The 26,911-nt window shown below is 69.0% G+C and carries 25 protein-coding genes and 2 pseudogenes; 22 read left to right on the top strand and 5 right to left on the bottom strand.

Annotated features, from left to right (window positions below; all coding sequences use genetic code 11):
* Positions 1-69: 69 nt before the first annotated feature.
* A complete protein-coding gene (locus AB0B41_RS05585; RefSeq protein WP_358199307.1) occupies positions 70-1,125 on the top strand; it encodes an MBL fold metallo-hydrolase in 1,056 nt (351 codons plus the stop codon).
* Positions 1,118-1,864: a hypothetical protein gene (locus AB0B41_RS05580; protein WP_358199305.1), complete on the top strand. Its 747-nt coding sequence runs from the start codon at positions 1,118-1,120 to the stop codon at positions 1,862-1,864. Before AB0B41_RS05585 ends, AB0B41_RS05580 begins: the two co-directional genes overlap by 8 nt.
* 49 nt (positions 1,865-1,913) lie before the next feature.
* On the opposite strand, the gene AB0B41_RS05575 is transcribed toward AB0B41_RS05580, so the two are convergent.
* From AB0B41_RS05575 to AB0B41_RS05565, 3 genes are all read right to left on the bottom strand, one after another.
* Positions 1,914-2,465 (bottom strand): isochorismatase family cysteine hydrolase, encoded by a 552-nt coding sequence (locus AB0B41_RS05575; protein WP_358199303.1) that lies wholly within the window; start codon positions 2,463-2,465, stop codon positions 1,914-1,916.
* 2 nt (positions 2,466-2,467) lie between these two features.
* Complete coding sequence (locus tag AB0B41_RS05570) at positions 2,468-3,619, bottom strand: hypothetical protein (RefSeq protein ID WP_358199301.1); 1,152 nt, start codon at positions 3,617-3,619, stop codon at positions 2,468-2,470.
* A 121-nt stretch (positions 3,620-3,740) separates the two neighbouring features.
* The gene (locus AB0B41_RS05565; RefSeq protein WP_358199299.1) at positions 3,741-4,082 is read right to left on the bottom strand and encodes a winged helix-turn-helix domain-containing protein; all 342 of its coding nucleotides are present in this window, start codon (positions 4,080-4,082) and stop codon (positions 3,741-3,743) included.
* A 132-nt stretch (positions 4,083-4,214) separates the two neighbouring features.
* Here AB0B41_RS05565 and AB0B41_RS05560 point away from each other — a divergent pair, with 132 nt between their 5' ends.
* The 11 genes from AB0B41_RS05560 (at position 4,215) to AB0B41_RS05510 (ending at position 14,270) form a co-directional block, all read left to right on the top strand.
* A complete protein-coding gene (locus AB0B41_RS05560) occupies positions 4,215-4,523 on the top strand; it encodes a helix-turn-helix domain-containing protein (RefSeq protein ID WP_358199296.1) in 309 nt (102 codons plus the stop codon).
* Positions 4,520-4,753, top strand: a complete 234-nt coding sequence (locus AB0B41_RS05555; RefSeq protein WP_358199294.1) for a hypothetical protein — start codon at positions 4,520-4,522, stop codon at positions 4,751-4,753. Before AB0B41_RS05560 ends, AB0B41_RS05555 begins: the two co-directional genes overlap by 4 nt.
* Positions 4,750-4,992, top strand: a complete 243-nt coding sequence (locus AB0B41_RS05550) for a hypothetical protein (protein WP_358199292.1) — start codon at positions 4,750-4,752, stop codon at positions 4,990-4,992. Before AB0B41_RS05555 ends, AB0B41_RS05550 begins: the two co-directional genes overlap by 4 nt.
* Positions 4,993-5,096: 104 nt before the next feature.
* Positions 5,097-5,561 (top strand): WhiB family transcriptional regulator, encoded by a 465-nt coding sequence (locus AB0B41_RS05545; RefSeq protein WP_358199290.1) that lies wholly within the window; start codon positions 5,097-5,099, stop codon positions 5,559-5,561.
* The gene (locus tag AB0B41_RS05540; RefSeq protein WP_358199288.1) at positions 5,558-6,061 is read left to right on the top strand and encodes a hypothetical protein; all 504 of its coding nucleotides are present in this window, start codon (positions 5,558-5,560) and stop codon (positions 6,059-6,061) included. The genes AB0B41_RS05545 and AB0B41_RS05540 overlap by 4 nt, the downstream gene beginning before the upstream one ends.
* A gap of 13 nt (positions 6,062-6,074) precedes the next feature.
* Positions 6,075-7,907, top strand: a complete 1,833-nt coding sequence (locus tag AB0B41_RS05535) for a TraM recognition domain-containing protein (RefSeq protein WP_358199286.1) — start codon at positions 6,075-6,077, stop codon at positions 7,905-7,907.
* 2 nt (positions 7,908-7,909) lie between these two features.
* The gene (locus tag AB0B41_RS05530; RefSeq protein ID WP_358199284.1) at positions 7,910-8,326 is read left to right on the top strand and encodes a hypothetical protein; all 417 of its coding nucleotides are present in this window, start codon (positions 7,910-7,912) and stop codon (positions 8,324-8,326) included.
* On the top strand, positions 8,323-8,970 hold the full coding sequence (locus AB0B41_RS05525; RefSeq protein WP_358199282.1) for a hypothetical protein: 648 nt from the start codon (positions 8,323-8,325) through the stop codon (positions 8,968-8,970). The genes AB0B41_RS05530 and AB0B41_RS05525 overlap by 4 nt, the downstream gene beginning before the upstream one ends.
* The gene (locus AB0B41_RS05520) at positions 8,967-9,755 is read left to right on the top strand and encodes a hypothetical protein (protein WP_358199280.1); all 789 of its coding nucleotides are present in this window, start codon (positions 8,967-8,969) and stop codon (positions 9,753-9,755) included. Before AB0B41_RS05525 ends, AB0B41_RS05520 begins: the two co-directional genes overlap by 4 nt.
* Before the next feature lie 190 nt (positions 9,756-9,945).
* Positions 9,946-13,977 carry a MobF family relaxase gene (mobF, locus tag AB0B41_RS05515; RefSeq protein WP_358199467.1) on the top strand — a complete coding sequence of 1,344 codons (4,032 nt, stop codon included), beginning with the start codon at positions 9,946-9,948 and terminating at the stop codon, positions 13,975-13,977.
* On the top strand, positions 13,935-14,270 hold the full coding sequence (locus AB0B41_RS05510) for a hypothetical protein (RefSeq protein ID WP_358199278.1): 336 nt from the start codon (positions 13,935-13,937) through the stop codon (positions 14,268-14,270). Before mobF ends, AB0B41_RS05510 begins: the two co-directional genes overlap by 43 nt.
* Before the next feature lie 11 nt (positions 14,271-14,281).
* Here AB0B41_RS05510 and AB0B41_RS05505 read toward each other — a convergent pair whose 3' ends face one another.
* Positions 14,282-14,731: a hypothetical protein gene (locus AB0B41_RS05505; protein WP_358199276.1), complete on the bottom strand. Its 450-nt coding sequence runs from the start codon at positions 14,729-14,731 to the stop codon at positions 14,282-14,284.
* A gap of 240 nt (positions 14,732-14,971) precedes the next feature.
* Between AB0B41_RS05505 and AB0B41_RS05500 the strand changes: the two genes are divergently transcribed.
* From AB0B41_RS05500 to AB0B41_RS05490, 3 genes are read left to right on the top strand one after another with little or no spacing between them, the layout of a single operon-like run.
* Positions 14,972-16,717, top strand: a complete 1,746-nt coding sequence (locus AB0B41_RS05500; RefSeq protein ID WP_358199273.1) for a class I SAM-dependent DNA methyltransferase — start codon at positions 14,972-14,974, stop codon at positions 16,715-16,717.
* The gene (locus AB0B41_RS05495) at positions 16,714-17,943 is read left to right on the top strand and encodes a restriction endonuclease subunit S (RefSeq protein ID WP_358199271.1); all 1,230 of its coding nucleotides are present in this window, start codon (positions 16,714-16,716) and stop codon (positions 17,941-17,943) included. Before AB0B41_RS05500 ends, AB0B41_RS05495 begins: the two co-directional genes overlap by 4 nt.
* The gene (locus AB0B41_RS05490; RefSeq protein WP_358199269.1) at positions 17,943-21,080 is read left to right on the top strand and encodes a DEAD/DEAH box helicase family protein; all 3,138 of its coding nucleotides are present in this window, start codon (positions 17,943-17,945) and stop codon (positions 21,078-21,080) included. Before AB0B41_RS05495 ends, AB0B41_RS05490 begins: the two co-directional genes overlap by 1 nt.
* 877 nt (positions 21,081-21,957) lie before the next feature.
* On the opposite strand, the gene AB0B41_RS05485 is transcribed toward AB0B41_RS05490, so the two are convergent.
* Positions 21,958-22,197 (bottom strand): DUF732 domain-containing protein, encoded by a 240-nt coding sequence (locus AB0B41_RS05485; RefSeq protein WP_358199267.1) that lies wholly within the window; start codon positions 22,195-22,197, stop codon positions 21,958-21,960.
* Between the two features lie 770 nt (positions 22,198-22,967).
* On the opposite strand from AB0B41_RS05485, the pseudogene AB0B41_RS05480 reads away from it, so the two are divergent.
* From AB0B41_RS05480 to AB0B41_RS05455, 6 genes and pseudogenes are all read left to right on the top strand, one after another.
* Positions 22,968-24,140, top strand: a pseudogene (locus AB0B41_RS05480) (IS3 family transposase).
* Between the two features lie 121 nt (positions 24,141-24,261).
* Positions 24,262-24,495, top strand: coding sequence for a DUF433 domain-containing protein (locus AB0B41_RS05475; RefSeq protein WP_085914069.1), 234 nt, complete (start codon positions 24,262-24,264; stop codon positions 24,493-24,495).
* Complete coding sequence (locus AB0B41_RS05470) at positions 24,492-24,875, top strand: DUF5615 family PIN-like protein (protein WP_358199264.1); 384 nt, start codon at positions 24,492-24,494, stop codon at positions 24,873-24,875. The genes AB0B41_RS05475 and AB0B41_RS05470 overlap by 4 nt, the downstream gene beginning before the upstream one ends.
* A 217-nt stretch (positions 24,876-25,092) precedes the next feature.
* A pseudogene (locus tag AB0B41_RS05465) lies at positions 25,093-25,290 on the top strand (cold shock domain-containing protein); the annotation flags it as partial.
* 30 nt (positions 25,291-25,320) lie between these two features.
* On the top strand, positions 25,321-26,031 hold the full coding sequence (locus AB0B41_RS05460) for a cold shock domain-containing protein (RefSeq protein WP_358199465.1): 711 nt from the start codon (positions 25,321-25,323) through the stop codon (positions 26,029-26,031).
* A gap of 381 nt (positions 26,032-26,412) precedes the next feature.
* Positions 26,413-26,745 (top strand): hypothetical protein, encoded by a 333-nt coding sequence (locus AB0B41_RS05455; protein WP_358199262.1) that lies wholly within the window; start codon positions 26,413-26,415, stop codon positions 26,743-26,745.
* The last annotated feature ends 166 nt before the right edge of the window (positions 26,746-26,911 follow it).

Here is a 26,911-nt window from a genome sequence, read left to right as displayed (position 1 = left end):
CTCCCCAGCCTCGTTGGGCTTCCTGGGTCGACCGTCCCCGAGGCCGGCCCCCGAGGACGGAGGTCCTTGATGCTTGAGATCGATTTCTTGCCCGTCGCGAGCTCCACGGCTGAGGGCAGCACCAAGTCTGGCGATGCGATCACCGGTCGGTTCACCGACGGCGACGGACGGCAGCGTGTGATCGTTGTCGATGGCGGCTACCAGGCAACCGGGCAGGAACTCGTCGACCACATCAGGTGCTACTACGAGACGCAGCACGTCGACCTCGTCATCTCGACACATCCTGATGCCGACCACATCAACGGCCTGGCGACTGTGGTCGAGCAGTTGGACGTCGACGAACTCCTCATCCACCAACCTCGTGTCCACGCGATCCCCGGCATTACGAGCTTTTCCAACATCGAGGCAGTGGATGCCCTCATCGCGGTGGCGAAGGACAACTCGACAATGATCACCGAGCCTTTCACCGGGCTTGAGCGCTTTGGTGGTGCGTTGCAGGTCCTTAGTCCCGATGAGGACTTTTATGAAGACTTGATCAGAGAGCACCTTGCGCAGGTGACGGCTGGTACGAAGTCGATCAGCCTCTCCAGCATCGGACTCCGTGCCCGCAACCTCCTCGAGCGTGCGGTGTCCCTCCTTCCGGCACTGGAGACGCTGACCGATGCTGGCGAGACCAACCCGCGCAATGAGACCTCGGTCGTTACGCTCCTCGATGTGGCTGGGCACCGGATGCTGCTCACAGGTGATGCTGGCCAACGAGCGCTGACCCGGGCCGCTGACAGGTACGAGGCGGTCATCGGGGAGTTCGAGTTCTCTCCGCTGGCGCTGTTCCAGGTTCCTCATCATGGCAGTCGACGGAACATCGGGCCGACCTTGCTTGATCGGATCCTTGGACCCCGGTACGCGGCCTTCGCCTCGGTCTCGGCGCTGATCTCGGCGGCGAAGGATGCTCCGAAGCATCCCTCAGCCAAGGTCGTCAACGCGCTGAAGCGTCGTGGCGCCAGGGTGGTTGTCACCGCGGGCACTCCGGTCTGTCACTCCGACGGAAGTGGAATGTGGCGAGCGGGCTGGGGTCCGGCGCCAGAGGTCCCTGCGCTGGACGAGGGTGTTGAGCCCGATGAGTGAGATCTTCAAGGAGTTCGACACGTATGGCCGCCGCGCTCAGCTGTACCCAGCCCTGCTGACGTTCTTGCCGCTGGCGGCCGCAATCGTGCTCCTCTGGCCCGGATTGGAGCTAGAGAAACTCGGCACCTGCGCTGTGGCGTTGGGGGTCCCGTTCTTCCTCATGAACATCGTCCGCGGGCGCGGCCAGCGACTCGAGGGCAAGTTGGTTCGGCAGTGGGCTGGGATGCCGACGACGCACCTGCTGCGCAACTCCACGACGGGCGGCAACCGCGTACTTCGAGACCGACGGCGTGCCGCGCTGGAGAAGCTGGTCGGAGGACCATTGCCGACGCTGCACGAGGAGCGGGTGCTTCCATCAGCATCGGACGAGCGATACACGGCTGCCACGCGAGTTCTCATCACTCGGGTCCGTGAACAGAGCGACCGCTACCCCCTCGTGCGCGAGGAACTCACGAAGTACGGGTTCTGGCGGAACCTATTGGCGTTGCGCCCGATCGCGTTCATCGTCCTCGCCGGAGCCTTGACGACCGACGGGGTCGCGTTTCTCGCCGGCCGTGACCCCCAGGTCGTCGGAGTCGCCGCGCTGATCCACGTCTGCTTCCTCTTGAGCTTCCTGCTCGCGGTCAGCCCGAAGAGGGTGTTTCAGCAGGGAGAGACGTACGCGGAGCGCCTCTTCGAGACGTTAGAGACCATCGGCTCTCATGCCCCAGCAGGGGGAGGTGGCCACAAGGAGGACTAGAAGGAGCGGGACAAACCGTGCGACAGCGCGCACGGTTGCGACTGCCGACTTACCAACCGGTGCTCCCGCTTGGAGAGGCATCGAACGAGCTGATCGTTTGCTGGCGCCCGATCATCTTCTGTGCAACGAGCACTCCAGCTTCATGGGGGGCCCGACCAGAATGACTCGCCGACGCGTCGGTCAGCAGCCACGCGCGGATGCCGTGCTCGAAGGCATCGACGGCAGTCTTGAGAACGCAGACCTCCGTGTCGATCCCGCAGACATACATGTCCGTCCACCCCCGCTCCCGCGCGAGCGCGGTCCCCTCCTCGTTGAACATCGTGTAGATCTTCTTGTCGATGATCGCGAGGGATTTCTTGCTCAGCTCCTGCAGCTCGTCGACGATGTCGATCTCCGGCGAGTCCTTAAGCTTCGACCAGCCCATGACCTTCTCGAACGGGCTGTCGTCGTAGTTCAAGTAGCGCGTGAACACCACGTCGCGGCCGGCGTCGAGCCACTTCTGCACGAGGTCCTTGATCACGGGCACGACGTGGGCCGAGTGTTCGGTGACGAAGCCGTTCTGGACGTCGACGACGACCAGGACCGGGTTGATCTCTGCCACGCTTACCGCCTGTCGCAGTCTCGGAGTGTGTCGATGGCTTGGTCGAGTCGTCGGAGCAGGCCGCTGGTCTGCACGATCGCCTCGCGCATCGCGCGGTGCTGGGAGGTCTCCTGCGGCCTCTCGGTAGTCAACCGTGAACGGATGCCGCGCAGGTAGCGCCATCCGTACTCCGGCGGAACGTCCGGGTCTTCGCCCGCCTCGACGACCTGGCGGATGTGGTCGGTGTACGCCCAGGCGGCCTGCACGGACAGCTCGCACGCGACGAGCTCGTGCTCGGCGAGGCACTGCTCGGGCGCGAGGGGCGAGTAGACGATGCCGGACCAGGAGGCGTAGCCGGCGGCGATCGCGCGCACGCCGAAGTCGCAGATGTCCGGGTGGTCGAAGCCGTCGCGGAGGAACGCCTGCTCGACGACCGAGGCCCGGGCGAGCTTCTCCTGCGGCGTCCCGCGCTCGTGGCGGCTGACGAGGACCCGCGGGACGCACAGCAGTCGTAGCGCGCTGTCGTGGTGCTGGGCGTCGAGGGGGACGTCGTCGACCCAGTAGGCGCTCAGGACGTACGGGTCGCCGAGGACTTCGAGGCCGTGCGCGGCGACCACCGCCGCGGCCCGTTCCATGTCCAGGTCGTAGGTGACTCGGCGCCACACTGCGACCTCGGCGATCGAGTCCGGTTCCAGCTCCTCGACGATGTGGAACATGACGACGCCGAAGGACCAGCAGAAGGCGGGCGAGCCGTCGAGCTCCAGACCCTCGACGCGGTAGCAGTCGAGCCAGTCGCCGTCGGACTCGTCGGGATGGCGCCGGAGCGCGGCGACGGCCTCGGCGCCGACGTAGAGCGGCACGAACTTGTGGCTGCGGATCCGGTAGCGCGGTGCGCGAGCGCCCGGCGTTCCGGAGGGGCCGAACAGCTCGATCTCGGTGCGCTCAAAGAACTCGCAGATCAGGCGGGTGTAGAAGCGGTCCGGCCGGCGGATGCGGCCGGTCTCCAGGCGGTAAATCTGCTTGTCGATGCTCTGCTCGCCGGGCGAGCTCCAGCCGCGAGCGGTGCAGAAGCGGTGCAGCTCGCGGGCGAGCCGGCCCCGTCCGAGCGAGCGCGACTCACGCAGCTCGAGGAGGAGCAAATTCGGGACGAGGGCATCCGATGTCCCCGTGTCCATCCCCCATGTCCCCCCTGTCGATGACAACGGGCCTGTCCGCCGTTGTCCTCGCTGTCGTCTGTTGATGATGCCCGCCGCGGACGACAGTTGTGGCATGAACAGAGAAAGTCGCAGGTACGGACTACCGCGGGCCTGGGCGTTCGGCCTCCAGCTCGGCGACGCGAGCGGCCAGGGCGTCGAGGTCGCGGCGCAGGGCGGCGATCGTCGCGTCACGCGGAACGGCGGCCTCGGCGGCGCCCTCCAGGACGAAGGCGCCCTTGCCCTGGTGGGTGCTCACGAGGCCCTCGGAGCGGAGCTCGGAGACGGCGGAGCGCGCGACGGTGATCGAGACGTCGTACTCGCGCATCAGGGCGGAGTACGACGGCAGCTGCTCGCCGGGCGCCAGCTGACCGCTCCGGATCTGCTGGCGGAGGGCCTCGGCGACCTGTAGGTAGGCCGGCTCCCCGCGGGTCCAGTCGGGCAACTCGCACGTCCTTCCGATCGGGCTCGTCGTCGCCCAGCATGCCGTGCGGCCATTTGAGGGGGAACTCTTGACGCACTATGAGGCAGAGTGCACTGTGAGACACAGTAAGTAGTAAGAGAGAGGAGAAGCAGGGTGAGCAACAGCAACGAGCAGGGGCAGGGGAGGACGGCACTCCGGACAGCCGTCCGCTCGTCCGCACTGGACCGAGCGATCCGCAAGCGCGCCGAGGGCGTTCCGACATACACGGTGCCGGAGGCCGCGGCGCTCCTGAGCATCTCGCAGGAGTACCTCTACCGGCTTATCCAGGCCGAGGAGTTCCCGGCCGTCCGGATGCGGCTCGGCGGGCGTCAGGGCCGGTACGTCATCCCCGCGAAGGCGGTCGAGCAGCTGCTCGACGACGCCGTCGCCCAGGCCGGCGACCTGCCCGGCGGTGTGGCATGAGCGCGGTCGGCCTACTCATCTTCGTCGCGATCGCGGGTGCGTTCATCTGCGCGAAGTCGCGTTCGGCCGGCGGCGCGGTCGCGTTCTCGCTGCTCGCGCTGGTGCTGTTCATCGCCACGCCGGTCGGGCAGGGCCTGCCGAGCGCGATCGGGTCGTTCCTGACCGCGATCGACAGCGCGGCGACCCCGGCGCTGACCGGTGATCCCCATCAGGCGGGAGTCGGCGGATGACGACCGTGGACATCTCCGAGCTGGTGTGCCCGGGATGCGGGGACCTGGTCGCCGCGACCCCGCCCACCGGCTGGCCTCGCGCAGCAGGACGACGCCCGGAGTTCTCCCACCTCGACGGGTCCGTGCTCTGCCTCGACAGCCGCGGGCGGGTCGGCGAGCCGGTCGAGGCGGCGGGGGAGCGCTTCGCCCTGACACCGAGGGCTGAGGCCGCTCTGCGAGCGGCAGGAGGAAGCCCGTGACACAGCAGGTCCAGGAGGTGGGTCGGCCCGGCGACGGGTTCTTGGCGGGACACAGCCGCCGGGCCGTTCTCACCGCACATCAGCAGACGGCAGGAGAGGTTCCGATGGTAGGGCGAGAGACAGACACGGGGCAGGCCTGGTTGACCAGGGCCGCGTGCCGCGGCGTGGACCCGGAGACGTTCTTCCCGGTCGCCGAGGCCGGACCCGCTCGTGACGACGCCGTGGAGCGGGCCAAGGCGCTCTGCGCCGGCTGCCCGGTCCGGGCGGCGTGCCTGTCGTGGGCGCTCGTGGCGCTGCCGCATGGCGTGGCCGGCGGGCTCGACGAGCACGAGCGCGCCGAGCTCCGCCGCGCCGCCGACGTCGTGCGGCCCGCCGAGCTGCGGCCCACGGTGGTCGTGCCGGTGGGTGCACGGGACCTGCCGCCGAACGCGCGCGGCGAGGTCATCGCGTCCGGCCGCCGGGCGCTGGCGGCGGGTGTCCCGCGGCCGCGAGTGGCGGCGGAGTTCGGGGTATCCCGACGGACCGTCGACCGCTGGGCGGCGGGCATGGCCTGCGGGGGTGCCCGGTGAGCGCGATCTCGCGGCGGTTGCAGATCCTCATGGAGGAGGTGGCGGTCGAGCAGTTCGACGGCCAGGTGGTCGTCGAGCCGATCGAGGGCTACCAGATGTTGACCCGACGACGGTTGGTCGACCCGCTGCCCGGCGTACGGGCCGCCGCGGTGCTGCGCGACGCCGCGCGGCGCGTGCTGGTCGATGTCGTCGAGGCGGCGCGGGCGGCGGGCCGGTCGTGGGACGAGGTCGGCGAGGCCCTCGGGCTGCCGGACGAGGGCGACCCGGTCGGTGAGGTGGCGTTCGGGCTCGTCGTCGAGGGCCGCGAGCCGCAGTGCCCGCGGGAGCTGTTCCGGCCGCCCTCGTCGTCGTGGCGGTGCGCTTCGTGCGGCGAGCTGGTCCAGGACCGGGGCCCGTTCGAGTCCCTCCCCGACGACAACGAGTCGGGACACACCGACGACTGCGCGCGGCACCGCGCCGACGTGCGGGCATGGCGCGCACGCACCAGCTGGGAGGGCTGAGATGGACGTGTTGATGAGCCCGACCCCGCTGGTCCTGCTCGCCCTGGTCGCCGCGGCCGTCCTGGCGTGGGCCCGGCGGGCTCGAGGAATCGCCCTGGGCCTCGGGCTCCTCGCGCTGCTGCCGGCGCTCACGATCCTGCGCGCGCTGCCATGGCCCCTGCTGATTGTCCCGGCCCTCGGGCTACTGGTGCTGGTGCGCTATCGGTGGTCCCGCTCCGCGTCGGTGGTGTCCCGGTGGGGGGCGCGGTCGCGGCGGAAGTCCGGGGTCGCGTCTTCACTGGACATCGTCCGGTTCGGCGGATCCGCGGCGATGCTCCGCCGCGCCACCACGGTCCGACCCTCGCTGGAAGGCCGGTCGAGGTGGGAGCTGATGTCCCTGCCTGTCGCCGAGGTTGCCGTGCGGCTGTGCCGCTCGGGCGGGCAGTGGGTGTGGTCATCCAACGAGGACGTCGTCGTCACCGTCGGCGGCCCGCGCTCTGGGAAGTCCGGGTGGCTGGCCGGGCAGATCATCGACGCCCCCGGCGCCGTCCTGGCCACCAGCACCCGCCTCGACCTCCTCGACCTGTGCACCCCGTACCGGGAACGCAAGGGCCCGGTGGTGGTGTTCAACCCCGCTGGTCTGGGGTCGGTCGCCTCCACGGTCACGTTCGACCCGCTGACCGGGTGCGCGAACCCGGTCGCCGCCGCCGAGCGCGCGGCGGACCTGCTGTCCGCCGTCTCCTCCGACGGTGGCGGGGATCGGGAGTACTGGGAACAGCAAGGCCGACGCGTCCTCGAAGCACTCCTGCACGCCGCCGCTCTGGGCCATCGGTCGATGAGGGAGGTCATGGACTGGACCGCCGACCCCGAGGCCGCCCGCAAGGAGGTGACCGCGCTATTGCGGCGCTCGCCGGAGCAGGGGTTCGGGACCTCGTTCGAGCAGTTCGTGACCACCAACGACCGCACCCGGACATCGATCACCTCCACGATCATGCCCGCGCTCGGCTGGCTCACCTCCGCACCCGCGAGGGCGGCGGCCGGGCTCGGCCCGGACGGCGCTCGCCCGTTGGACGTCGCGGATCTGCTGTCCGTGCGGGGGACGGTGTTCCTGCTCGGCGGCGAGGAGTCCCCGATCGCGCCGCTGGTGTGCGCGCTGACTGGGTTCATCGCCCGCGAGGCCCGCCGGATCGCCGCCACCAAGCCCTCGGGCCGTCTGGATCCCGGGCTGCGGCTCGCACTCGACGAGGCCGCTCTGATCTGCCCCGTGCCGCTCGAATCGTGGACCGCGGACATGGGCGGACGCGGGGTGTCGATCCTCGTGGTCGTCCAGTCGAGGGCGCAGCTGCTCGCCCGCTACGGGACGCACGGGGCGGCGACGATCCTGAACAACGCCGGTGCGGTGATGGTCTTCGGCGGCACCCGCGACCGCGACGACCTCCAGTTCTGGTCCACCCTCACCGGGGAGCGCGACGAGCCCGCCGACACCCTCGACCCGCGCGGGCACACCGTCGCCCGCGGCACGCGGAAGACAGCAGTGTTGTCGCCGGCGCAGATCGCGAACCTGCCCGCCGGGAAGGTCCTGGTGATCCGCCGCGGCATGGCCCCGGTCGTCGGCAGGGCACAGATGGCCTGGCGGCGCCGCGACGTGCGCTGGACCCGCTACGCCCGCCGCCGCCCGCATCTGGCGTGCAAGGTCGTCGACACCGTCGACCGGGTCCCGCCCGCCCGCTGGAGCGCGGCCCGCGCGGTGCCCGGCTGGCCAGGACCGCAGTTCACCAAGCCCGCCTCGCCCGCGCTGCCCGGCGACGCACTCGTCGTCGACGGCGAGGTCATCCCCGTCCAGCCGACCCGCGCAGGGGAGGAGTAACGATGTCCGACACCACGATCGCCACCAACGACTGGCCCGAGCCGGACCCGCGCCTTGTCCCGTTGACCCGCGACGAGGCCGTCGAGCAGCTCGTCTCGGACACCGGCCGCTCCCGCGAGGTCGTGGACGCGATGATCCGGGACTACCTCGATGACACCAGCGCGCGGCTGGGCTACTCGGTGCACCGGTGGGGCCTCGACGCCGGGGACGTCGCCGAGATCCGCCGCGACTACGAGTGGCGCGAGTACGAGGCCGGGGAGACCCCCGCCGACGCCCGCGCGCGGGCCGCGGTCAACGCCGCGGGCTGGGCGGCCAAGGCGGCCGAGGTCGACCGGGACCACAGCCCCGGCTACGCCTCGCGGGCGGAACAGCAGGCCGCGGTGTGGGCTGAGCGGACAGAGGACGGGTGGCCAGCATGATCCCGCCGAGCCCCGAGACTCCCGACGCCGCCGTCGCCGGGCTGGCTCGCGAGGTCGACGGCCTGCGCCGCCAGGTCGCCCCGCTCCCGCCGCGGGTGGACACCCTCTCGCAGCTGCTCGCGGAGCTGGGGGAGACAGTCGCCGCGCTCAACGCCCGCAAGGCCCAGACCCCGGCGCCGTCCTGGCTGATGGCCCCGGCCGACCCCGAGGTGACCGGCGGGCTACTCGACGAGCTCGTCGGCTGGCTCGCGCAGGTGTACCTGCGCTACCCGGATGCGGTCGAGTCGTTCCCGGAGTGCTGGTGCTGGCACCCGCACGTCGTCGAGGAGCTGCTCTGGCTCATGCACGCCTGGGCCGCGGCCTACCAGGGCTCGGCAGCATCGGTGGCCCTCGCGGGGGACTGGCACGACCGCCAGCGCCCCGGCGTCGTGCGACGCATCAAGGCCACAGCGGGGGTGTGCTCGCGCGAGAACCACCAGACCCGACCTGGCTGGCCCGACCAGGTCACCGGCGCCCCCACGGTCCCGTCCGAGGCCGAGCTCGGCCGGATCGGCCAGTGGTGGGCGACTGCCCGCGAGGAGCCAGCACCTGAGCCGCCGCAGTCGACCAGCCCGATCGCCACGACCTTGCGAGGTGCGCGGTGAGCTGGAAGCGGTCCGTTGTCTGGCTGCCCGGGCTCGCGGTCGCCATCGGCGCGGCGATCGCGACGGCGCACGGGCTCTACGAGGTCGCCGTCGCGTCCCGCGTGCCAGAGCCCCTCGCGTGGCTCTACCCGCTGATTACTGACGGGCTCGCGCTCGTCGCCTACGCCGCGACCGCGCGGCTGCAGGGGTCTGCGGCCCGCTACGCCTGGACCGTCGTGGTCGTCGCGGCTGGGATGTCCGGGCTCGCGCAGGCCGCGTTCCTCGCCGGGGACGCGGGTGCGCTGGCGGCGCCGGCGTGGCTGCGGTTCGGGATCGGGGCGTGGCCGGCGGTCGCGGCCGCGGTGGTCGCGCACCTGCTGTACCTCCTCGCCGAGGACGGACGTACAGCGGACGCAGGTGTTCAGCGTTCAGCGGTTCCCGTTCAGCCTGGGCCGTCGGTTCCCGTGGTCAGCGAGGCGCACGCCCTCGTCCCGGCCACGGTCGGGGCGACGGGCGCCGACCGCACGAATGAACACGACGCGTCGTCCACGCGCGAGCAGGAGCCAACACCCGCTCCGGCCCCGGCGCGCGAGCGCGCTCAGGACCTCGCCCGCGCCCATCGCGCCCGGCATCGCACCTGGCCAACGGTCAGCGAGCTCCAGGAGGCCGCCGAGGTCTCCCGCGGCACCGCCTCCGCAGCTCTCAAAGCACTCCGCGACACCGAAAGCGACACCGAGACCACGCCCATCGCCCTGCACCTGATCACCAGCACGACCGACGACACCAGTCAGAAGACCACCTCATGACTACGACCGAGATCCACGACCACAGTCAGAGCAACTACTCCAAGCGAACTACCCAACGACCAAGATCAAAGCCATCACACCTATGCATCACGATCCGAGGGGACGGGCTGGCCTTCGGCCGCCCGGTCCTCCTTCCTCGTCGAGTTGATCTTCGGACTGTCGCTTTCGAGATCGTTCCTGGGTGGTCGGGATGCTGACCGTGTCGTCGGGCTACAGCCCCGAGTACCTGCTCAAGGAAGTCGCGACCGGGCGGGAGAACTACTACACCGGCGCGGTCACCGAGGGCGAGCCGCCCGGGCGGTGGTGGGGTCGCGGCGCCGAGCAGCTCGGCCTGACCGGGCTGGTCGACGCTCAGGACATGCGGGCGGTGTTCGAGCGTTTCCTCGACCCCCGCGAGGACGGCTTCCGCGACCCCGACCGCTGGGATGCGGTCGCCACGCTGGGCCACACCGGTCGTAGGTTCAAGACCGAGGACGAGCTGTACAGCCTGGCCCTTGAACGGGAGCCGAATGCCTCCCCTGAACGCCGCGCCGAACTACGGATCGAGGCGGGCAAGCAGGTCCGTCAGAACGTCGCCTTCCTCGACGTGACGTTCAGCGTTCAGAAGTCGGTGACACTGCTGCATACCGCGTTCGAGGCCGAGGAGCAGAAGGCCCGTACTGCCGGCGACGTGCAAACTGCGGAGGCGTGGGGTCGGTTCCGGACGGCGGTGGAGGACGCGATCTGGGCGGGCAACAACGCCGCCCTCGAGTACCTCTCGGACAAGGCCGGCTACTCCCGCGTCGGGCACCACGGCGGCGCTGCGGGCCGCTACGTCGATGCCCACGATTGGATCGGCACGTCGTTCTTCCAGCACGACTCCCGCGACCACGACCCGCAGCTGCACATCCACAACCCGATCCTCAACCGCGTGCAGGGCCCGGACGGGCAGTGGCGCACCCTCGACGGCCGCTCGATCTATCGCTGGCGTGGCGCCGCCAGTGCGGTCGCCGAACGCACGACCGAGGAACGGCTGACCCACGCGCTCGGGATGGCGATCGCGACCCGCCCGGATGGCAAGGCCCGCGAGGTCGTCGGGGTCTCACCCGAGGCGATCGCGCTGATCTCGTCGCGCCGACGAGACGTGACCGCCAAGGCGGCGGAGCTGATCGAAGGGTTCGAAGCCCGGTTCGGTCGGGCACCGAACGGGCTGGAGCGCGACCGCCTCTCCCGGCAGGCCACGTTCGCTACTCGTCGGGCGAAGTCCCACGACGGGGAGACCCGCGAGCAGGTCCTCGACCGGGTCGACGCACAGCTACGCGCCGAGGTCGCCGACGGGCTCGCCGGCGTCGCGAAGGCGGCCCTCGACGCCCGCGGTGCGGGTCCTGCCCCGCAGGAGTGGTCGCCGCAGGCGGTGATCGAGACCGCGCTCGCCGACGTCCAGTCCCGCAAGGCCGGCTGGACCCGGTCAGACCTGGTCCGGGCGATCAACGCTGCCCTGCCGGACACGCTCGGCACCCCCGAAGGCTCCGATGTCGGGAAGCTGTTGGACCAGCTCGCCGACGAGGCGATCCAGCACGCCACGCCGCTCGACGCCGCCCGCCCGGCCGAGGACGCACTCCCGGCCGAACTACGCCTCGCCGACGGCTCGTCGGCCTACCAAGCACCGGGCGGGCGGCTCTATGCCACGCCCGACCACGTCCGCACCGAGCGACTCCTAGTGGCCGCCACCCGCAGCGGGGGAGCGGCCACCGTCTCCGCGCCCGCGGTCGATGCGTTCCTGGCGAACCTACGGGAGTCCGGGGTCGAGCTCGGCGTCGACCAGGCCGCCGCGGTCCGCGGGGTCCTCACCTCCGGCGCGCGCGTCGAGTCGCTCGTCGGGCCGGCCGGGACCGGCAAGTCGTTCGTCGTCGGCACCTTGGCCCGCGCCTGGTCCACCCACCCCGACCCCGAGACGGGAGCCGAGCGGCGGGTGTTCGGGCTGGCGACCTCGCAGATCGCCACCGAGGTCCTCACCGCCGAGGGCCTGAGCTCCCGCAACGTCGCCCGCTGGCTCGCCACCCAGGACCGCCTCAACGCACCCGAGGCCGAGCACAGCACCACCGGAGACGACACCACGTGGCGGCTGCGCGCCGGGGACCTGGTCGTCGTCGACGAGTCCGCGATGACCGACACCCCCGCCCTCGCCGCCATCCAACGCCATGTGGACAACGCCGGGGCGAAGCTGCTGCTCGTCGGCGACCACCGCCAGCTCGCCGCCGTCGGCGCCGGCGGAGGAATGGACCTGCTCGCCGCATCCGGCGCCCGCTACGAGCTCGCCGACGCCCGCCGCTTCCGCGACGAGTGGGAACGCGCCGCGTCCCTGCGGCTCCGCGCGGGCGACGAGTCGGTGCTGCGCGAGTACCACCAGCACGGGCGGCTCCTCGACTCCGGCACCGTCGCCGAGGCCGAGCAGTCTGCGGCCCGCGCCTGGCTCGGCGACACCCTTGCCGGAAAGCGGTCGCTGCTGCTGGTCGACACCAACGACCAGGCCGCCCGCCTCTCCGCCACCCTGCGTGCCGAGCTGGTCCGACTCGGGCGCGTCGCCGAACACGGCGTCCCGTTGGGGCTGCAGGGCACCTACGCGGGCGTCGGAGACCTCGTCGAGGCACGCGCGAACGCCTGGGACCTCGCCGGGATCGAGGGCAACCGCCGCGGCCCGATCAACCGCGAGACCTACCGCGTCCTCGCCACCCGCGACGACGGCTCCCTCGAGGTCATCCCCGACCTCGCCCCGGACGCGGTCGAGGCGCAGCGGATTGTGCTGCCCAGCGCCTACGTGCGGGAGAACCTCGCACTCGCCTACGCCTCGACCGTGCACTCCGCGCAGGGCACCACCGTCGACACCAGCCACACCGTCGTCACACCCCGCACCAGCCACTCCGCGCTCTACGTCGGCATGTCCCGCGGTCGCGAGGACAACACCGCCCACATCACCACCCGCACCGGCCCCGACGACCTCGCGGACGGAACCAAGGACCACGAGGTCCGCCGCGATCCTGTCGCCGCCCTCGCCGCCGTCCTCAGTGACACCGAACAGACCGCCACACGGTCGGCCCTCGCCATCGCGACCGAGTCCGTCGACGAGACCGCCTCGGCCCGCACCCCGGCCGAGCTACTCGCTGACGCCGCGAACCTCGCAGCCACCCAGCGCACTGCGACCTGGCTCGACGAGCTCACCGCCGACGGCACCCTGACCTTCCGCGACCGCGCCCGTGTCGCTGCCGAAGACGGCGCCGCCTCCCTCACCCGCGTCCTGCGCTCCGCGGAGATTGCCGGGCACGACGCCCGCCAGGTCCTGCACGACGCCATCGCCGACCGGCCCCTCGACGGAGTACGGAACGCCACCAACGTGATCTACCACCGCATCACCGAGGCCCACCGCTTCGACCCCGCCGGCGACACCTGGGCCGACTGGACCCCCAGATCGACGACCCCGACTGGCAGCACTACCTCGACGAGCTCGCCACCGCCGCGGACCGCCGCGCCGCCGAGCTCGGCGCCGAGGCCGCCGCGGCTGCGCCCGCCTGGGCGGTCGCGGAATTCGGCGAGGTCCCCGACGACCCGACCACCCGTGACCTCTGGATCGACGACGTCGGCCGCGTCGCCGCCTACCGCGAGCTCCGCGGTCACGACAGCGACGACGACGCCCTCGGCCCGGCCCCCAAGCCCGGCCAGGTCGAGCAATTCGCTGCCTACCGCGCCGCGTGGCGCTCACTCGGCCGCGCGGAGATCGACCGCGAAGAGCTGGAGCTTTCCGACGGCCAGCTCCGCGTCCGCATCCGCGCAGCCGAGCGCGAGGCCGCCTGGGCCCCGCGCTACGTCGGCAATGAGCTCGCCGGCACCCGCCAGGCGGCAGCCGCCCATCGCCAGACCGCCGCCGTTCGCGCCGCTGAAATCGAGACCGCGCCCAGCGAGACCCAGTCGGACCTCCGGCGCGAAGCTGCCGAAGCCGCAGCCCTCGCCGAGGTCCTGGACGAGCGCGCCAAGCAGCTCGCCCAGCTCGACGACGCCCGCTCCCGCTGGCTCGCCCACACCGCCGGAACCCGCGCCGCGGGCGACCGCGCCCAGGTCGAGCTTGCGCTACGCCGCGCGGACGCCGAGCCCGAGCAGCAGGTCACCGCCGACGAGTGGCTCGCCGCGCACCGCGAGGCCGACGCTGTGGAGGACCTGCACCGTGAGATCACCGAGGATTACGAGCTGAGCGACCGTCGGGACGACGACCGCATCGACGAGCCCGAGCCTCCTGCACGCGATGATGTCCGCGAGGAGTCCACCCGCGAGCCGCACCAGCTCGAAGAAGACGCCGTCCGCGTTCCCTCGGCCGAAGAGGTCACCAGCTCGCTCGACCGCGCCCATCGCGCCCTCGTCGAGATCAACACGAGGGACGCCTACGACGCCGGCCGCGAAGCCGAGGAACGAGCGGCCGACCTCAACCGCTGGAGCGCAGACGACATGGCAGCCGAGGAGGAGCTGACCCTCGTCGACGAGGGATGACGCGCCGGTGCCTAAGGCCGGACAGCCGTGGGCACCGGTGGCGCCGTGTTCGCCGGCCGCAGGTCCGGCACGGGTCCGCTCCGCCGCCAGGCCCACCGCAGCGTGGCAGCGACCGCTTCCACGTAACCGGGCCGATCGCCGTACAGCCGCTGCTCCAGCGGCTGCGCCTCCATGCTGACCACGGCCAGATACTCGGCCTCGATCAGCTCCTCAAACGCCGGCCGCGAGCCATGCATGATCGGTGAGAGTGGCAGCCGGCGCCGCCCGTTGAACTCGACCGAAGCCCCAGCAAGCCATCGGCAGGTCATCGCTACGCCGCCCGCGACCCAGTCCGTCTGGCCAAGAGAGGCAGACTGCTCGGCTTGTGCCTCGGCGGCGAGCCAGAGCTCAGCGAACGCCTCACGCCCGACCCGCAGGTTGCCAGTCGGGATGGACGAGAGATGCCTTGCACCGACGTGCATGGCATCAGCGTCGCACACGGGGAAGAGGACCTGAAGGACAAGGACGGCGCTGCTCGCAGACGACTGCGGCCCCGCCGAGGCACGGCTCTCGCCGAGACCGTCACGGATGTCGAAAGAGGCACCGCGGATCTTGCCGAACCTGTGTTTGCGGCAGACTGTGCACCCTGCGCGGACGGCCCGCGTGGGCTCGCGTAGGGAGTGCCGCACACCCATCGTCGAGTGAGCGTGGTGAGGAGTCTTGTGAGCACCCTCGGTGGCTTCATCTGGTCGATCGCAGACCAGCTCCGGGGGCCGTACCGCCCCAATCAGTACGGAAACGTCATTCTGCCGCTCACGATCCTGCGGCGCCTCGACTGCATCCTGGAGCCCGACTGCGAGAAGGTGCGCGAGTTGGCGGCTGCGTACAACAACCCGGTCCGACTGAAGATCGAGGTTAAGAAGGCGACCGGGCGGCCGTTCTACAACACGTCGAACTACTCCTTCGCCAACCTTCTGCAGGACGCCGACGGGTTAGCCGACAACCTCGCCGACTACGTCGACCGGTTCTCGGCCGACGTCGATGTGTTCGAGTACTTCGACTTCAAGAAGGAAATCCTCGCTCTCGACAAGGCAGGGCTCCTGCGCGAGGTCATCTCCTCCTTCAAGGGGGTGGACCTCCATCCCGACGTCGTCTCCAACGCCGACATGGGCGATGCGTTCGAGTACATCATCCGCAAGTTCAACGAGGCCGCAAACGAAACCTCTGGCGATCACTACACCCCGCGCGACGCCATCCGACTGCTGGTCGATCTGCTCTTCGCTGACAAGGACACCGAGCTCACCAAGGCCGGCATCGTCCGGACCTTGTACGACCCAACCGCAGGCACCGGGGGCATGCTCGCGCTGGCCGAGGAACACCTACTCGACTACAACAAGGACGCGCGGCTGAGCCTCTTCGGCCAGGAGTACAACCCGCAGTCGTACGCGATCTGCAAGTCCGACCTGCTGGCCAAGGGGCACGACGCGAGCAACATCGCGTTCGGCAATACGCTGACCGACGACGCGTTCACGGGCCGCAAGTTCGACTTCTGCATGTCGAACCCGCCGTACGGCGTCGACTGGAAGCAGTACGTCAAAGCCGTCACTAAGGAGAAGAGCGAAGCCGGCCCCCACGGCCGGTTCGCGCCAGGACTCCCAGCGACCTCCGACGGACAGATGCTCTTCCTGCTCCACCTCGCCCACAAGATGCGGCTGCCCAGCGACGGCGGCGGCCGCGCCGGGATCGTCATGAATGGCTCGCCGCTATTCAACGGCGCTGCCGAGTCGGGCCCCTCCAACATCCGCAAGTGGCTGCTGGAGAGCGACCTCGTCGACGCCATCGTCGCGCTACCAACCAACATGTTCTTCAACACCGGTATCGCCACCTACATATGGATCCTCGACAACGCCAAGCGCCCCGAACGAAGGGGGCTCGTCCAGCTCATTGACGGCACCTCGTTCTGGACCAAGATGCGCAAGAGCCTCGGATCCAAGAACCGTGAGCTAAGCGAGGCGGACCGCAAGAAGGTGGCGCGCCTATACGCCGACTTCGCCGACGCCGACCCCGACTTCTCCAAGGTATTGCGCACCGACGAGTTCGGTTACTGGACCGTCACCATCGAGCGCCCGCTGCTGGACGAGAACGGAAATCCGATCGTGGACCGCAAAGGCAAACCCAAGCCTGATTCGAAGAAGCGCGACACTGAGAACGTCCCCTTCACCTACGGCGGCTCGACGGAAGGACCGGCAGGCAAGATCGACGTCATCCGGGCCTATTTCGCTACTGAGGTGAAGCCACACGCCTCCGACGCCTGGATCGACTGGACCAAGGTCAAGGTCGGCTACGAGATCCCCTTCACTCGCCACTTCTACAAGTACATACCGCCCCGTCCTCTCGCCGAGATCGACGCCGACCTGGAGAAGCAAGTGGCCAAGATCCTCGAGCTGCTGCACGAGGTCGAGCAGTGACGTCCGCCGCCACTGTCCCTAGCCACTGGAAAAGCGGCAACATTCGGCGGTTCGCCCAGATGAAGAGCGGTCACACCCCGAGTCGCACGGTGGCGGCTTACTGGGAGAACGCTGAGATACCGTGGTTCACGCTTGCCGACGTATGGCAGCTACGCGACGGCAAACAGATATATCTCGGTGACACCACGAACAAGATCAACGAGCTAGGGCTCGCAAATTCTGCCGCGGACCTGCTGCCCGCTGGCACCGTAGTCCTGTCGCGGACGGCCTCCGTGGGCTTCTCCGGCATCATGCCGAGGCCTATGGCGACCAGTCAGGACTTCTGGAACTGGGTATGCGGCCCGGATCTGCTACCTGAGTACCTGAACTACCAGTTCAAGTCGATGAGCGCCGAGTTCAAATCGCTCAACATGGGATCGACTCACCAGACCATTTATCAGAAAGATGCCGCCAGGCTTCAAATCGTGGTTCCCCCGCAGGGGGAGCAGCGCGGCATCATTGACTACCTCGACCGCGAGACTGCTCGCATCGACACGCTCATCGAGGAACAGCAACGTTTGGTCGACTTGCTCCGCGAGCGTCGTGCTGGAGTGCTCTCCGAAGCATTCGAAGCGTGCCCGTCGACTGAGACGACCAAGGTCGGACGGTTGCTGACGGCCCGCCCGTCGTACGGCGTGCTGGTGCCACGGTACGTGGATGAGGAGGCGGGTGTTCCGCTTGTTCGTGCCGGAGATTTGCTGAATCTTGCCCCGCAGCGACCCATGCCAGCGATCGCGCCGGAGCAATCGGACGAGTATTCGCGCACGAAGATCGTTGGCGGTGAAGTACTTCTTGGCGTTGTCGGCAAGATGGGCCAGGCTGCGCTCGCACCTCGATGGCTCGCGGGCGCAAACGTTGCGCGAGCGGTTGCGGTACTACGCTGCAAGGAACCCCTTGTGGCTCGCCTCTTGTGCGCATGGCTTGGATCGAACAGCTTCTTGTATCAGGCTGACTTGGCGACGAGCGGCGACAGCATTCAGCCCACGCTCGGTATGAAGGATCTCGCGCGGTTCGATATCAACCTGCCTACCGATCCCAACGCCGCTGACGAACTCACCAGGCGGTTAGCGAAGATCGACATTATGATCGACGAGACCAGGAAGTTCATCGAGCTCGCCCGGGAGCGTCGGTCGGCGCTCATTACGGCCGCGGTGACGGGGCAGATCGACGTGCGAGAGATGGCGTAATGGCTGACCACCACGAGGTCGTCTTCGAGTCCGAGATCTGTACCTACTTGCAGAACCACGGATGGCTGTACTCCGAGGATGACAAGGGTTACGACCGAGAACGGGCGCTTTTCCCCGAGGACCTATTCTTGTGGCTCGAGGAGACACAGAAGCAGGCGTACGAGAAGTCGCTGAAGGCGGCGGGGTCGCAGGCGAAGATGGTCGACGTCCTCACCGCGGCGCTGGACAAGCCTCTCGAGCACGGCGGCGGGACGTTGAATATCCTCCGCAACGGGGTGCAGTACATCGGCGGCGGTCGGTTGAAAATGGCGCAGTTCCGGCCTGAGAATAGCCTGAACCCGACCACCACCGCGCAGTACGCGGCCATGCGGGTGCGCGTGATGCGGCAGGTGCACTTTTCCACCGCCGACCAGCGCAGCATCGACCTGGTGTTCTTCGTCAACGGGCTCCCGGTCGCCACCGTGGAACTGAAGACCGACTTCACCCAGTCCCTCGAGGAAGCGGTCAACCAGTACCGCAAGGCCCGGAAGCCGCTGACCAACGGGCGGCCAGAGCCGCTGCTGACGTTCGGGCACCGCGCGCTGGTGCACTTCGCCGTCTCCAACGACCGGGCTGCGATGACCACTCGACTCGACGGCGAGAAGACCCACTTCCTGCCGTTCGACCGCGGCCACGAGGGGGGCGCGGGCAACCCGCCCGCCGCGGACGGCAAGTCGGCGACGGCCTACCTGTGGGAGCGGGTCTGGGAGAAGGACGCCTGGCTCACGATCATCGGCCGGCTGATGATCGTCGAGACCAAGGACGAGTGGGACGTCACCACCGGCACCTCGGTCCGGCGCACGAGCATGCTGTTCCCGCGGTTCCACCAGTGGGAGGCCGTCACGGCCATCATCGCGGCGGTGCGCGAGGAGGGCGTGGGGCAGCGCTACCTGATCGAGCATTCGGCAGGCTCGGGCAAGACGAACACCATCGCCTGGACCGCGCACCGGCTGGCGCGGCTCCATGTGGAGGACAAGAAGGTCTTCGACTCAGTGATCGTGGTCGTCGACCGCACCGTGCTCGACGGGCAGCTCCAGGACGCGGTTCGGCAGATCGACGGCCAGGGGAAGATCGTGGCCACGATCAGCCCCGAGGACGTCCGGAAGGCCGGGGCGAAGTCGAAGTCCGGGCTGCTGGCCACAGCGCTGAAGAACGGCGAGCTGATCATCGCGGTGACAGTGCAGACCTTTCCGCACGCACTGGAGGAGATCCGCCGCGACAAAGGCCTGCAAGGCAAGCGGTTCGCGATGATCGCCGACGAAGCTCACTCGTCTCAATCGGGTCAGATCTCCAACAAGATCAAAGCCGTGCTGACTGCCGAGGAGATTAAGGAGATCGAGGAGGGCGGCGAACTCGACGTCGAGACGGTCCTGGCCGCGGAGATGACCGAACGGGCCGAGTCGCCCAACATCTCCTACCTCGCGTTCACCGCGACCCCGAAGAACAAGACGCTGGAGCTCTTCGGCCGCAAGGGCCCCGACGGCAAGCCGGCGGGGTTCCACCTCTACTCGATGCGCCAAGCGATCGAGGAGGGCTACATCCTCGACGTGCTCCGCGGCTACCAGCCCTACGATACCGCGCTGAAGATCGCCGGGCAGCTCGAGAGCGGCGACGGTGACGTCGTCGTGGAGGAGGCTGCCGCGCGCAAGGGGTTGATGCGCTGGGTGAAGCTGCACCCCACGAACATCAGCCAGAAGGTGCAGATCATAGTCGAGCACTTCCACGCCAACGTCGCCCAGTTGCTGGAGGGCAGGGCGAAGGCGATGGTCGTCACCGACTCGCGCAAGGCAGCGGTGAAGTACAAGAAGGCGATCGACGCCTACATCGCTACGCGGGCCGCCCAGGACGACTCGTACACTTACCGCACGCTTGTCGCCTTCTCCGGCTCGGTGAAGATGGCCGAGGACGAGGAATGGGCCGCCGACTGGGGCCCGCAGCCGGGCAAGGACGACGAGCTCACCGAGGCGAACCTCAACCCCGGCGCCGGCTCCGACCTGGCCGCCGCGTTCAAGGGCACGACGTACGCGATCATGGTCGTCGCCAACAAGTTCCAGACCGGCTTCGACCAGCCGCTGCTCTCAGCGATGTACGTCGACAAGAAGCTCTCCGGCGTCACTGCCGTGCAGACGCTCTCCCGGCTCAACCGCACCCACCGCACAGCGGGTGGCGAGCAGAAGCGCAAGACGTTCGTCATCGACTTCGTGAACAAGCCCGAAGACATCCGCGCGGCGTTCGAGCCCTACTACGCGGGCGCCACCCTTGAGACCGAGACCGACCCGTACGCCGTCATCCACCTGACCACCAAACTCGCCCAGGCCGGGATCTACACCGAGGACAACGTGCGGGAGGTCGGCCGGCTCTGGGTCGGTCGGAAGGGCAACAACGCGCTCTCCGCCGCGATCAGCCCGGCCAAGGTCGCCTTCGAGCAGCGCTACGCGGCAGCGCGGGACGCCGGCGACACCGTCGAGCTCACCGCCCTCGACCTCTTCCGCAAGGACGTCTCCACCTTCGTCCGCCTCTATGACTTCATGAGCCAGATCGTCGACTACGGCGACCCCTACATGGAGATGCTGTCGATCTTCCTGCGGCTCCTGGAGAAGGTCATCGCCGAGTCGGCGTGGACCGCGGAGGTCGACCTCTCCGACGTGGTGCTGGTCGGGGTCAAACACACCAAGGCGGCCGCCGTCGACATCGCGCTCACCGGCGACGGGCAGCTGAAGGGGATCAGCGCCGCGGGCAGCGGCGCCCGGAAGGAGCCGAAGTACGTCGCGCTCCAGGTCGTGATCGACAAGATGAACGACCTCTTCGGCGCCGACGCGTTCACCAACTCGCAGATCCGAGAGTTCGTGCAGGGCCTGGTCCAACGGTTGCTCGCCGTCCCGGAGCTCATCGACCAGGCCAAGGTGAACTCGAAGAAGCAGTTCATGGAGTCGCAGGACTTCCAAGCGGCGGTCACCGAGGCGGTCGCCGACAACCAGCACGCCCACAACACCATGGCCGACTACTTCTTCAGCGACGGACCCGCCATCGGCGCCGTCATCACGGCCCTCGCCGACGCGTTCTACGAGGCCGCGCTTGATCGTCAGACTGACATGTGAGCTCGGCCCATGCCGGGGCGCAGGTCAGGTCGATCCGGACGAGTCCTGCGCCCTCGCGCCAGGCCGCTAACGAGGACGGCGTCAACGTCGAGCCAGACGACCGCGTTCGGGGCGACGATGCTGGGGGGCGGTGGCGTGGGGTGGGCGGGGCACTCAGGCCGCCCGGGCCGTGAAGTGCTTGGCGGACGCCCCTTGGGCGGGGCTTGCCAACCATTGGAGCCCTTTGTCAACCCTGGGTTGTGGGAGATCCGTGTCCCAGAGGGGTTGGCGTCGAGCCGTCCGATCAGGTCGGGGTCTCTCCTCGCGTCGTCACTAGACGGTGCTCGGGAACCCGGTGGTGGTCCAGGCCCTGCGGCCGCTGCGCGGTGCTCCCGGTTGGCCGGCGCCATGCGATCGAGGTCGTCGGCCAGGCCGTTGAGCAGCTCGCCGAGCGGCCCGCGGTAGCGGTCGGGATCGGGCAGCGGGGTGAGGCCATTACGGACCCGGTCCGCGGCCGCGCTGACGATCGCGCGGTCTCTGCGGAACTTCTCGGCAGCCTCGTAGTCGCGTCGGTTCACGTCTTCCCCCTCGTGGGTGTACAGCAGGACCGTCCCGGGGGAAGCAGGACCAGCCCCATTCTGCGCTACGGGTCCGGCCGGCCGCTGCACAAGCGGTCTCCACTCAGACCGTCGCGGCCGACCAGGTTTCTAGCGCCTCGCACTCTGAGCTGTACCTTGCCGGGAGAAACAGCCCCCCTGAAGCATCCTGCAGAAGCGGCGCCCTCGGCCCCGGACGCGCAGACGCGCCGCCGGGGCCGAGCTGTGTACGGAGGCTTGACTTGTCAGGTCCCTGCCGCCCGAGCCGAGCGCGGGCAGGTGGACCTGCGCAACGCACAGGACTAGATGATGGGCACCGACGGGCAATAGGTATCGCGCGCCAACGCATCAAAGGCGGCCTGATACTGGTACCAGTAAGGTGCGTTCTGAGTCTGCCTTTGGATCCAATCATTCACGCTGTAGCCGTCGCGCACCATGAAGCCGCAGTCTCGTCGGGCTGACTGTTCAAGATGTTCATCGCTGAAATCTTGCATATTCGTAACCGTCACAGTGCCATCGAGTCTAGGCACGTAGATCGTCATGGCTTTGATGGCGGGCAGCTGTGCATCGAATTCTGCGTCCTGCTCGGGGCTGGTCGCGATCCAAGGCCCCTCGTTATTTCTCATCAATGTGCCGGGCGCGGGTGGCAATGGAGACGGCGACGCAGACGACGAGCCGCTCCCGCTCGGGAGCGTCGAGTTGTAGATGACCGGGGAGACGTACCACCCGACGAGTGCAAGCGCACATAGCCCGAGGACCCCCCAGAAGTAGCGGTCGGGGATCGCGGTTAGCCATGTGCGCGCCGGTCGAGATGCGGGCGGACCTGAGCTAGGAGGAGGGGCCGTCACCGATGACTCCGAGGACGTAGGAGGGGAGCTGTCGCGCCTGACGTCGATCATGTTGATCTCGTCGTTACGGCCTGGCGCTCAGAAGATATGGATTTGAGATCGCCGAACTACAGACGTCGCCACGCCTCTCATCGTGCTCGCTCCCCTCGGCCCTACGTGCCGCTGCGGAAGACTTCGTAGATGCGCCGACCGAGCCGGACGCGCCGTCCGTTGCCGCCGCATCGCGGGCACGGCCGCCACGCCTTGCCGCTCGGCGAGCGTTTCTTGCCAGTTCCAAGGCAGCGCCGGCAGGCCGTGAACGGCCACCAGGCGCACGCCGCGACGTAGTGCACCAGCGCTCCTAGCGCAGCGCGATGAGGGTCCACACGATGGCCTCCAGGCCGGTTTCAGCGGTCTGGGACTGCCCAGGGTTCGGTTGACTCCTGGCCTGTGAGGACGAGCTCCTCGCTGGAAGGATCGACATCGTGCCCAAGCCGTTCCCGAAGGAGTTCCGCCGCGACGTGATCGCTGTCGCCCGCCAGGGCGACCAGTCCATCGCCGCGGCCGCGCGGAACTTCGGGATCTCGGAGTCCTGCCTCTCACGCTGGCTCAAGATCGCCGACCGCGAAGACGGCCTCACCCCGGACACACCCGACCCGCCGGCCAGGGCGGGCGAGGGCGACCTCGAGGCGGAGAACCGCGAGCTGCGCAAACGCCCGAAGCAGCTCGAGCAGGAGAACGAGATCCTGCGGCGCGCCACTGCCTACTTCGCCCGCGACGTGCTCCCAAAATGATGTACCCGCTGGTCGGCGCACCTCGCCGCCGACAACATCCCCGTCGCGGTGACCTGCCGGGTGCTGGGCTTCAGCAAGCAGGCCTTCTACAAGTGGCGGGCCAAGCCCGTCTGCGACCGGGACTACGACGACGCGCACCTGCTCAACGCCGCCGTCGACGTGCACCACGACGACCCCGAGTTCGGCTACCGCTTCATCACCGACGAACTCGCTGCTCAGGGCTGGACGGCCTCGCGCAACCGCGTGAACCGGCTCTGCACACTGCAGAAGCTGTGGTCGGTCCACGCCCGTCGACGGGGCCGCTACCGCCGCCCGGGCCCACCGGTGCACGACGACCTCGTGGGCCGCGAGTTCACCGCCGCGGCGCCGAACCTGTTGTGGTTCACCGACATCACCGAGCACCCCACCGCCGAGGGCAAGCTCTACCTCTGCGCGGTCAAGGACGCCTGTTCCAAGCGGATCGTGGGCTACTCCATCGACACCCGCATGACCTCCCAGCTCGCTGTCGACGCGCTGCGCAACGCCATCGCGCTACGCGCGCCGGACGCGACCGCGATCGTCCACTCCGACAGAGGCAGCCAGTTCCGCTCCCACGCCTACCAGCGGGTTCTGCGTGAAGCGCAGCTCCAAGGGTCGATGGGTCGGGTCGGGACCTGCGCGGACAACGCCGCGATGGAGTCGTTCTTCAGCCTCCTGCAGAAGAACGTGCTCAACCGCCGGCGCTGGGCCACTCGCGCCGAGCCGCGCCTCGCGATCGTGTCCTGGATCGAGAGCACCTACCACCGCCGCCGACGACAAGACACCCTCGGCAGGCTCACCCCAGTCGAGTTCGAGATACTCAACCAGGCCGCTCACGCGGCCTGAGCCCCTACCCGACCCGGGTCAACCAGAGTCTGGGCAGTCCCGTGCCGTCGGAGTGCAGCCTGGGCGCCAGCCCAGCTGGATCAGCTCGGTACCGGCCCCTTCGCGTCGGTACGCTGTGCTCATGACGCGTCTGGACCGCATCACCTCGGATCCGGCGGTGTGCCACGGCCAGCCGACGGTGCGGGGTCTGCGCTACACCGTCGAGAGCCTGCTCGAACTGTTGTCGGCAGGCATGAGCATCGACGAGGTGCTCGAGGACTACCCCGACCTCGAACGTGACGATCTGCTCGCGGCCTTGGAGTTCGGCGCGTTGGCGGCAGGTCGGCGTCGGGTGGTCCCGCTCGGCGCCGCGTGAGGTTTCTCGTCGACGCGCAGCTGCCTGCGCGACTGGCGCGGGCCTTGACCGACGCCGGCCATGACGCGCTGCACACGACCGATCTGCCGGACGGCAACCGCACGACGGACGCGCAGATCGCCGTCCTGGCCGACCAGGATGGTCGGGTGGTCGTGACCAAGGACCGCGATTTCCGAGACGGACACCTGTTGTCCGGGTCGCCTCGTCGGCTGCTCGTGGTCGCGACCGGCAACATCACCAACACCGCGTTGTTGGCGCTGTTCGCCGCGAACCTCGACGCGATCCTCACTGCGCTCGACGAGGTGGCGTTCGTCGAGATCGGGCCGGGAGCGCTCGTCCTGCACCGCCCGCGCGAGGACGGGCCGGACCGCTCCTCGTGACACCGGGCTGCCGGGCGGCCGGCGCGGCACGTCAACCTCGCGACGCTCGCGACAGTCTTCGAGGGTTACGACGTCAACCTTCTGCGACGAGGCACGAGGTGAACCAACGGCCCTCGCCTGGCTCCGCACCGCCCGCCTGTGGGGCCCGGCCCGAGGACCGCGAGGTCTGTCAGGGAGACTGGGGACCAGTGCCCGCCCTCTCGACCTGGAGCCTTTGATGCCGCAGGGGACCGTCCGTTGGTTCGACGCCGAACGGGGTTTCGGCTTCCTCGCGCCCGAGGACGGCTCCCCGGATGTGTTCGTGCACGCCTCCGAGATCGTCGGGGACGGCGGCGCGAAAGTGCTCCGCGAGGGTCAGGCCGTCGTGTTCGAGGTCGGCGAGAACGACCGCGGACCCCAGGCGCTGCGCGTTCGCGTCACCGCCGATGCGGCCACCGGCAGCGCCGTGGGCCTGCTCGGCACCGTCAACTGGTACGAGCCGGGCAAGGGGTACGGCTTCGCGTCGCCGGACGGCGGCGGCGCCGACATCTTCGTGCACAGCTCCGCCATCGTGACCGGCGGTGTGGTCACCGAGGGGCAGCGGGTGGCCTTCCTGATCGTCGAAGGCGAGCGCGGCCCGCAGGCCGGGCACGTGATCCCGCTGGGAGCGGGGGCCGGCCTACCCGCTGCGGACGGCGCGGACGGTGCCGACGGCACGGTCGCCTGGTACGACGAGGACAAGGGCTTCGGCTTCATCAACCCCGACTCCGGCACCGGGGACGTCTTCGTTCACGCCCGGGCCCTGGCCGAGGGGCTGACGTGGCTCGCGGAGGGCGACCGCGTCGCCTACGAGGTGGCTAGTGGAGACAAGGGCCCGCAGGCCCGCGACGTGCACCTGGTCCGGGAGCCCCGGACGGCGCTGCAGCGGTCGGCACCTGCTGCGGCCGCAGGGCCGGCGGTGCGGGACGTGCCCGTACGAGGCGGCGAGGGCGTCGTCGCGCGCTACGACGGCGACCGCGGCTTCGGCTTCATCACCCCGGACGCAGGCGGCGACGATCTCTTCGCCCACGTGTCCGTGGTCATGGGGTCGGAGCCGCTGCAGAAGGGTGACCGGGTCCGGTACGCGGTGCGTCAGAGCGACCGGGGCCCGCAGGCCGACCGCGTCGAACGCCTCTGAAGAGGCGGCCCCGCCGATGGCTGATCACTTCCCGACGAGAGTGCTCGTTTATCCGCGTATGTCCACCATGGACAAAATGGCACTGACGATGGCAATGAACTACCGCCGTCTCACATCACTCAGGACAGCCCATGCAACGGCGATGACCCCCTGACCTGCAGAATGCAACACAGCTCACATCGCCGGTTTCCTTTGCAAGGCGGGGGTTAGGGGGTTCGATTCCCCTCGTCTCCACCACCGCTCACCAGTGGAAACGCTGGCGGAAAGATCGCTAGACTGTGATGGCCATGACAGTGGCTATGCCTACCGTCGCTGCGTGGCCGAGAACCCGCCGAAGCCCGGCACCGAGGGGATGATCCGGCGCCGCGGCAACTCCGGAAGATGCTTCGGAAGTTCAGGGCGCAGGTCGCCGAGCAGTGCCACGCCAAGACCCGCGCCCCGCTGCGGACGACGATCGAGTCCTGGCACGAGACCCACGAGCTCGAGGAGTCGACCCGCAAGAACGACGTCGGCGACGCGGAGCGCCACATCTGCCCGGTCCTCGGCGACGAACCGATCGAAAGGTCACCACGCACGTCCAAGGGGGTCCACGGGGTCGGGCGGCGCGGTCGGCGACGCCGGGACCGCGAGGGTGTACTCCCCAGCCCGCCCCACGTCCAGGGACGCTCCTCGTGGACCAGCAACACGACCGGGCAGCCCGGCGGGCAGCAGTAGTCCGGATGAAAGGGGTATTTCACCTGAAACACTCAAAGCAATCAATCCGTCCCGTTTCGGCCGATTGATCTCCGAGTCATCATGTGAGCTGAGTTATTTCTTGACGTGTCCCCACCGGCGGTGCACCGTGTCCTTCGAATAACTCGGCGCGCCTTTCGCAACACTG

This window comes from Pseudonocardia sp. NPDC049154, from assembly GCF_040648315.1.
Lineage (GTDB): Bacteria > Actinomycetota > Actinomycetes > Mycobacteriales > Pseudonocardiaceae > Pseudonocardia.
This window is presented reverse-complemented; position numbering and strand designations above follow the sequence as displayed.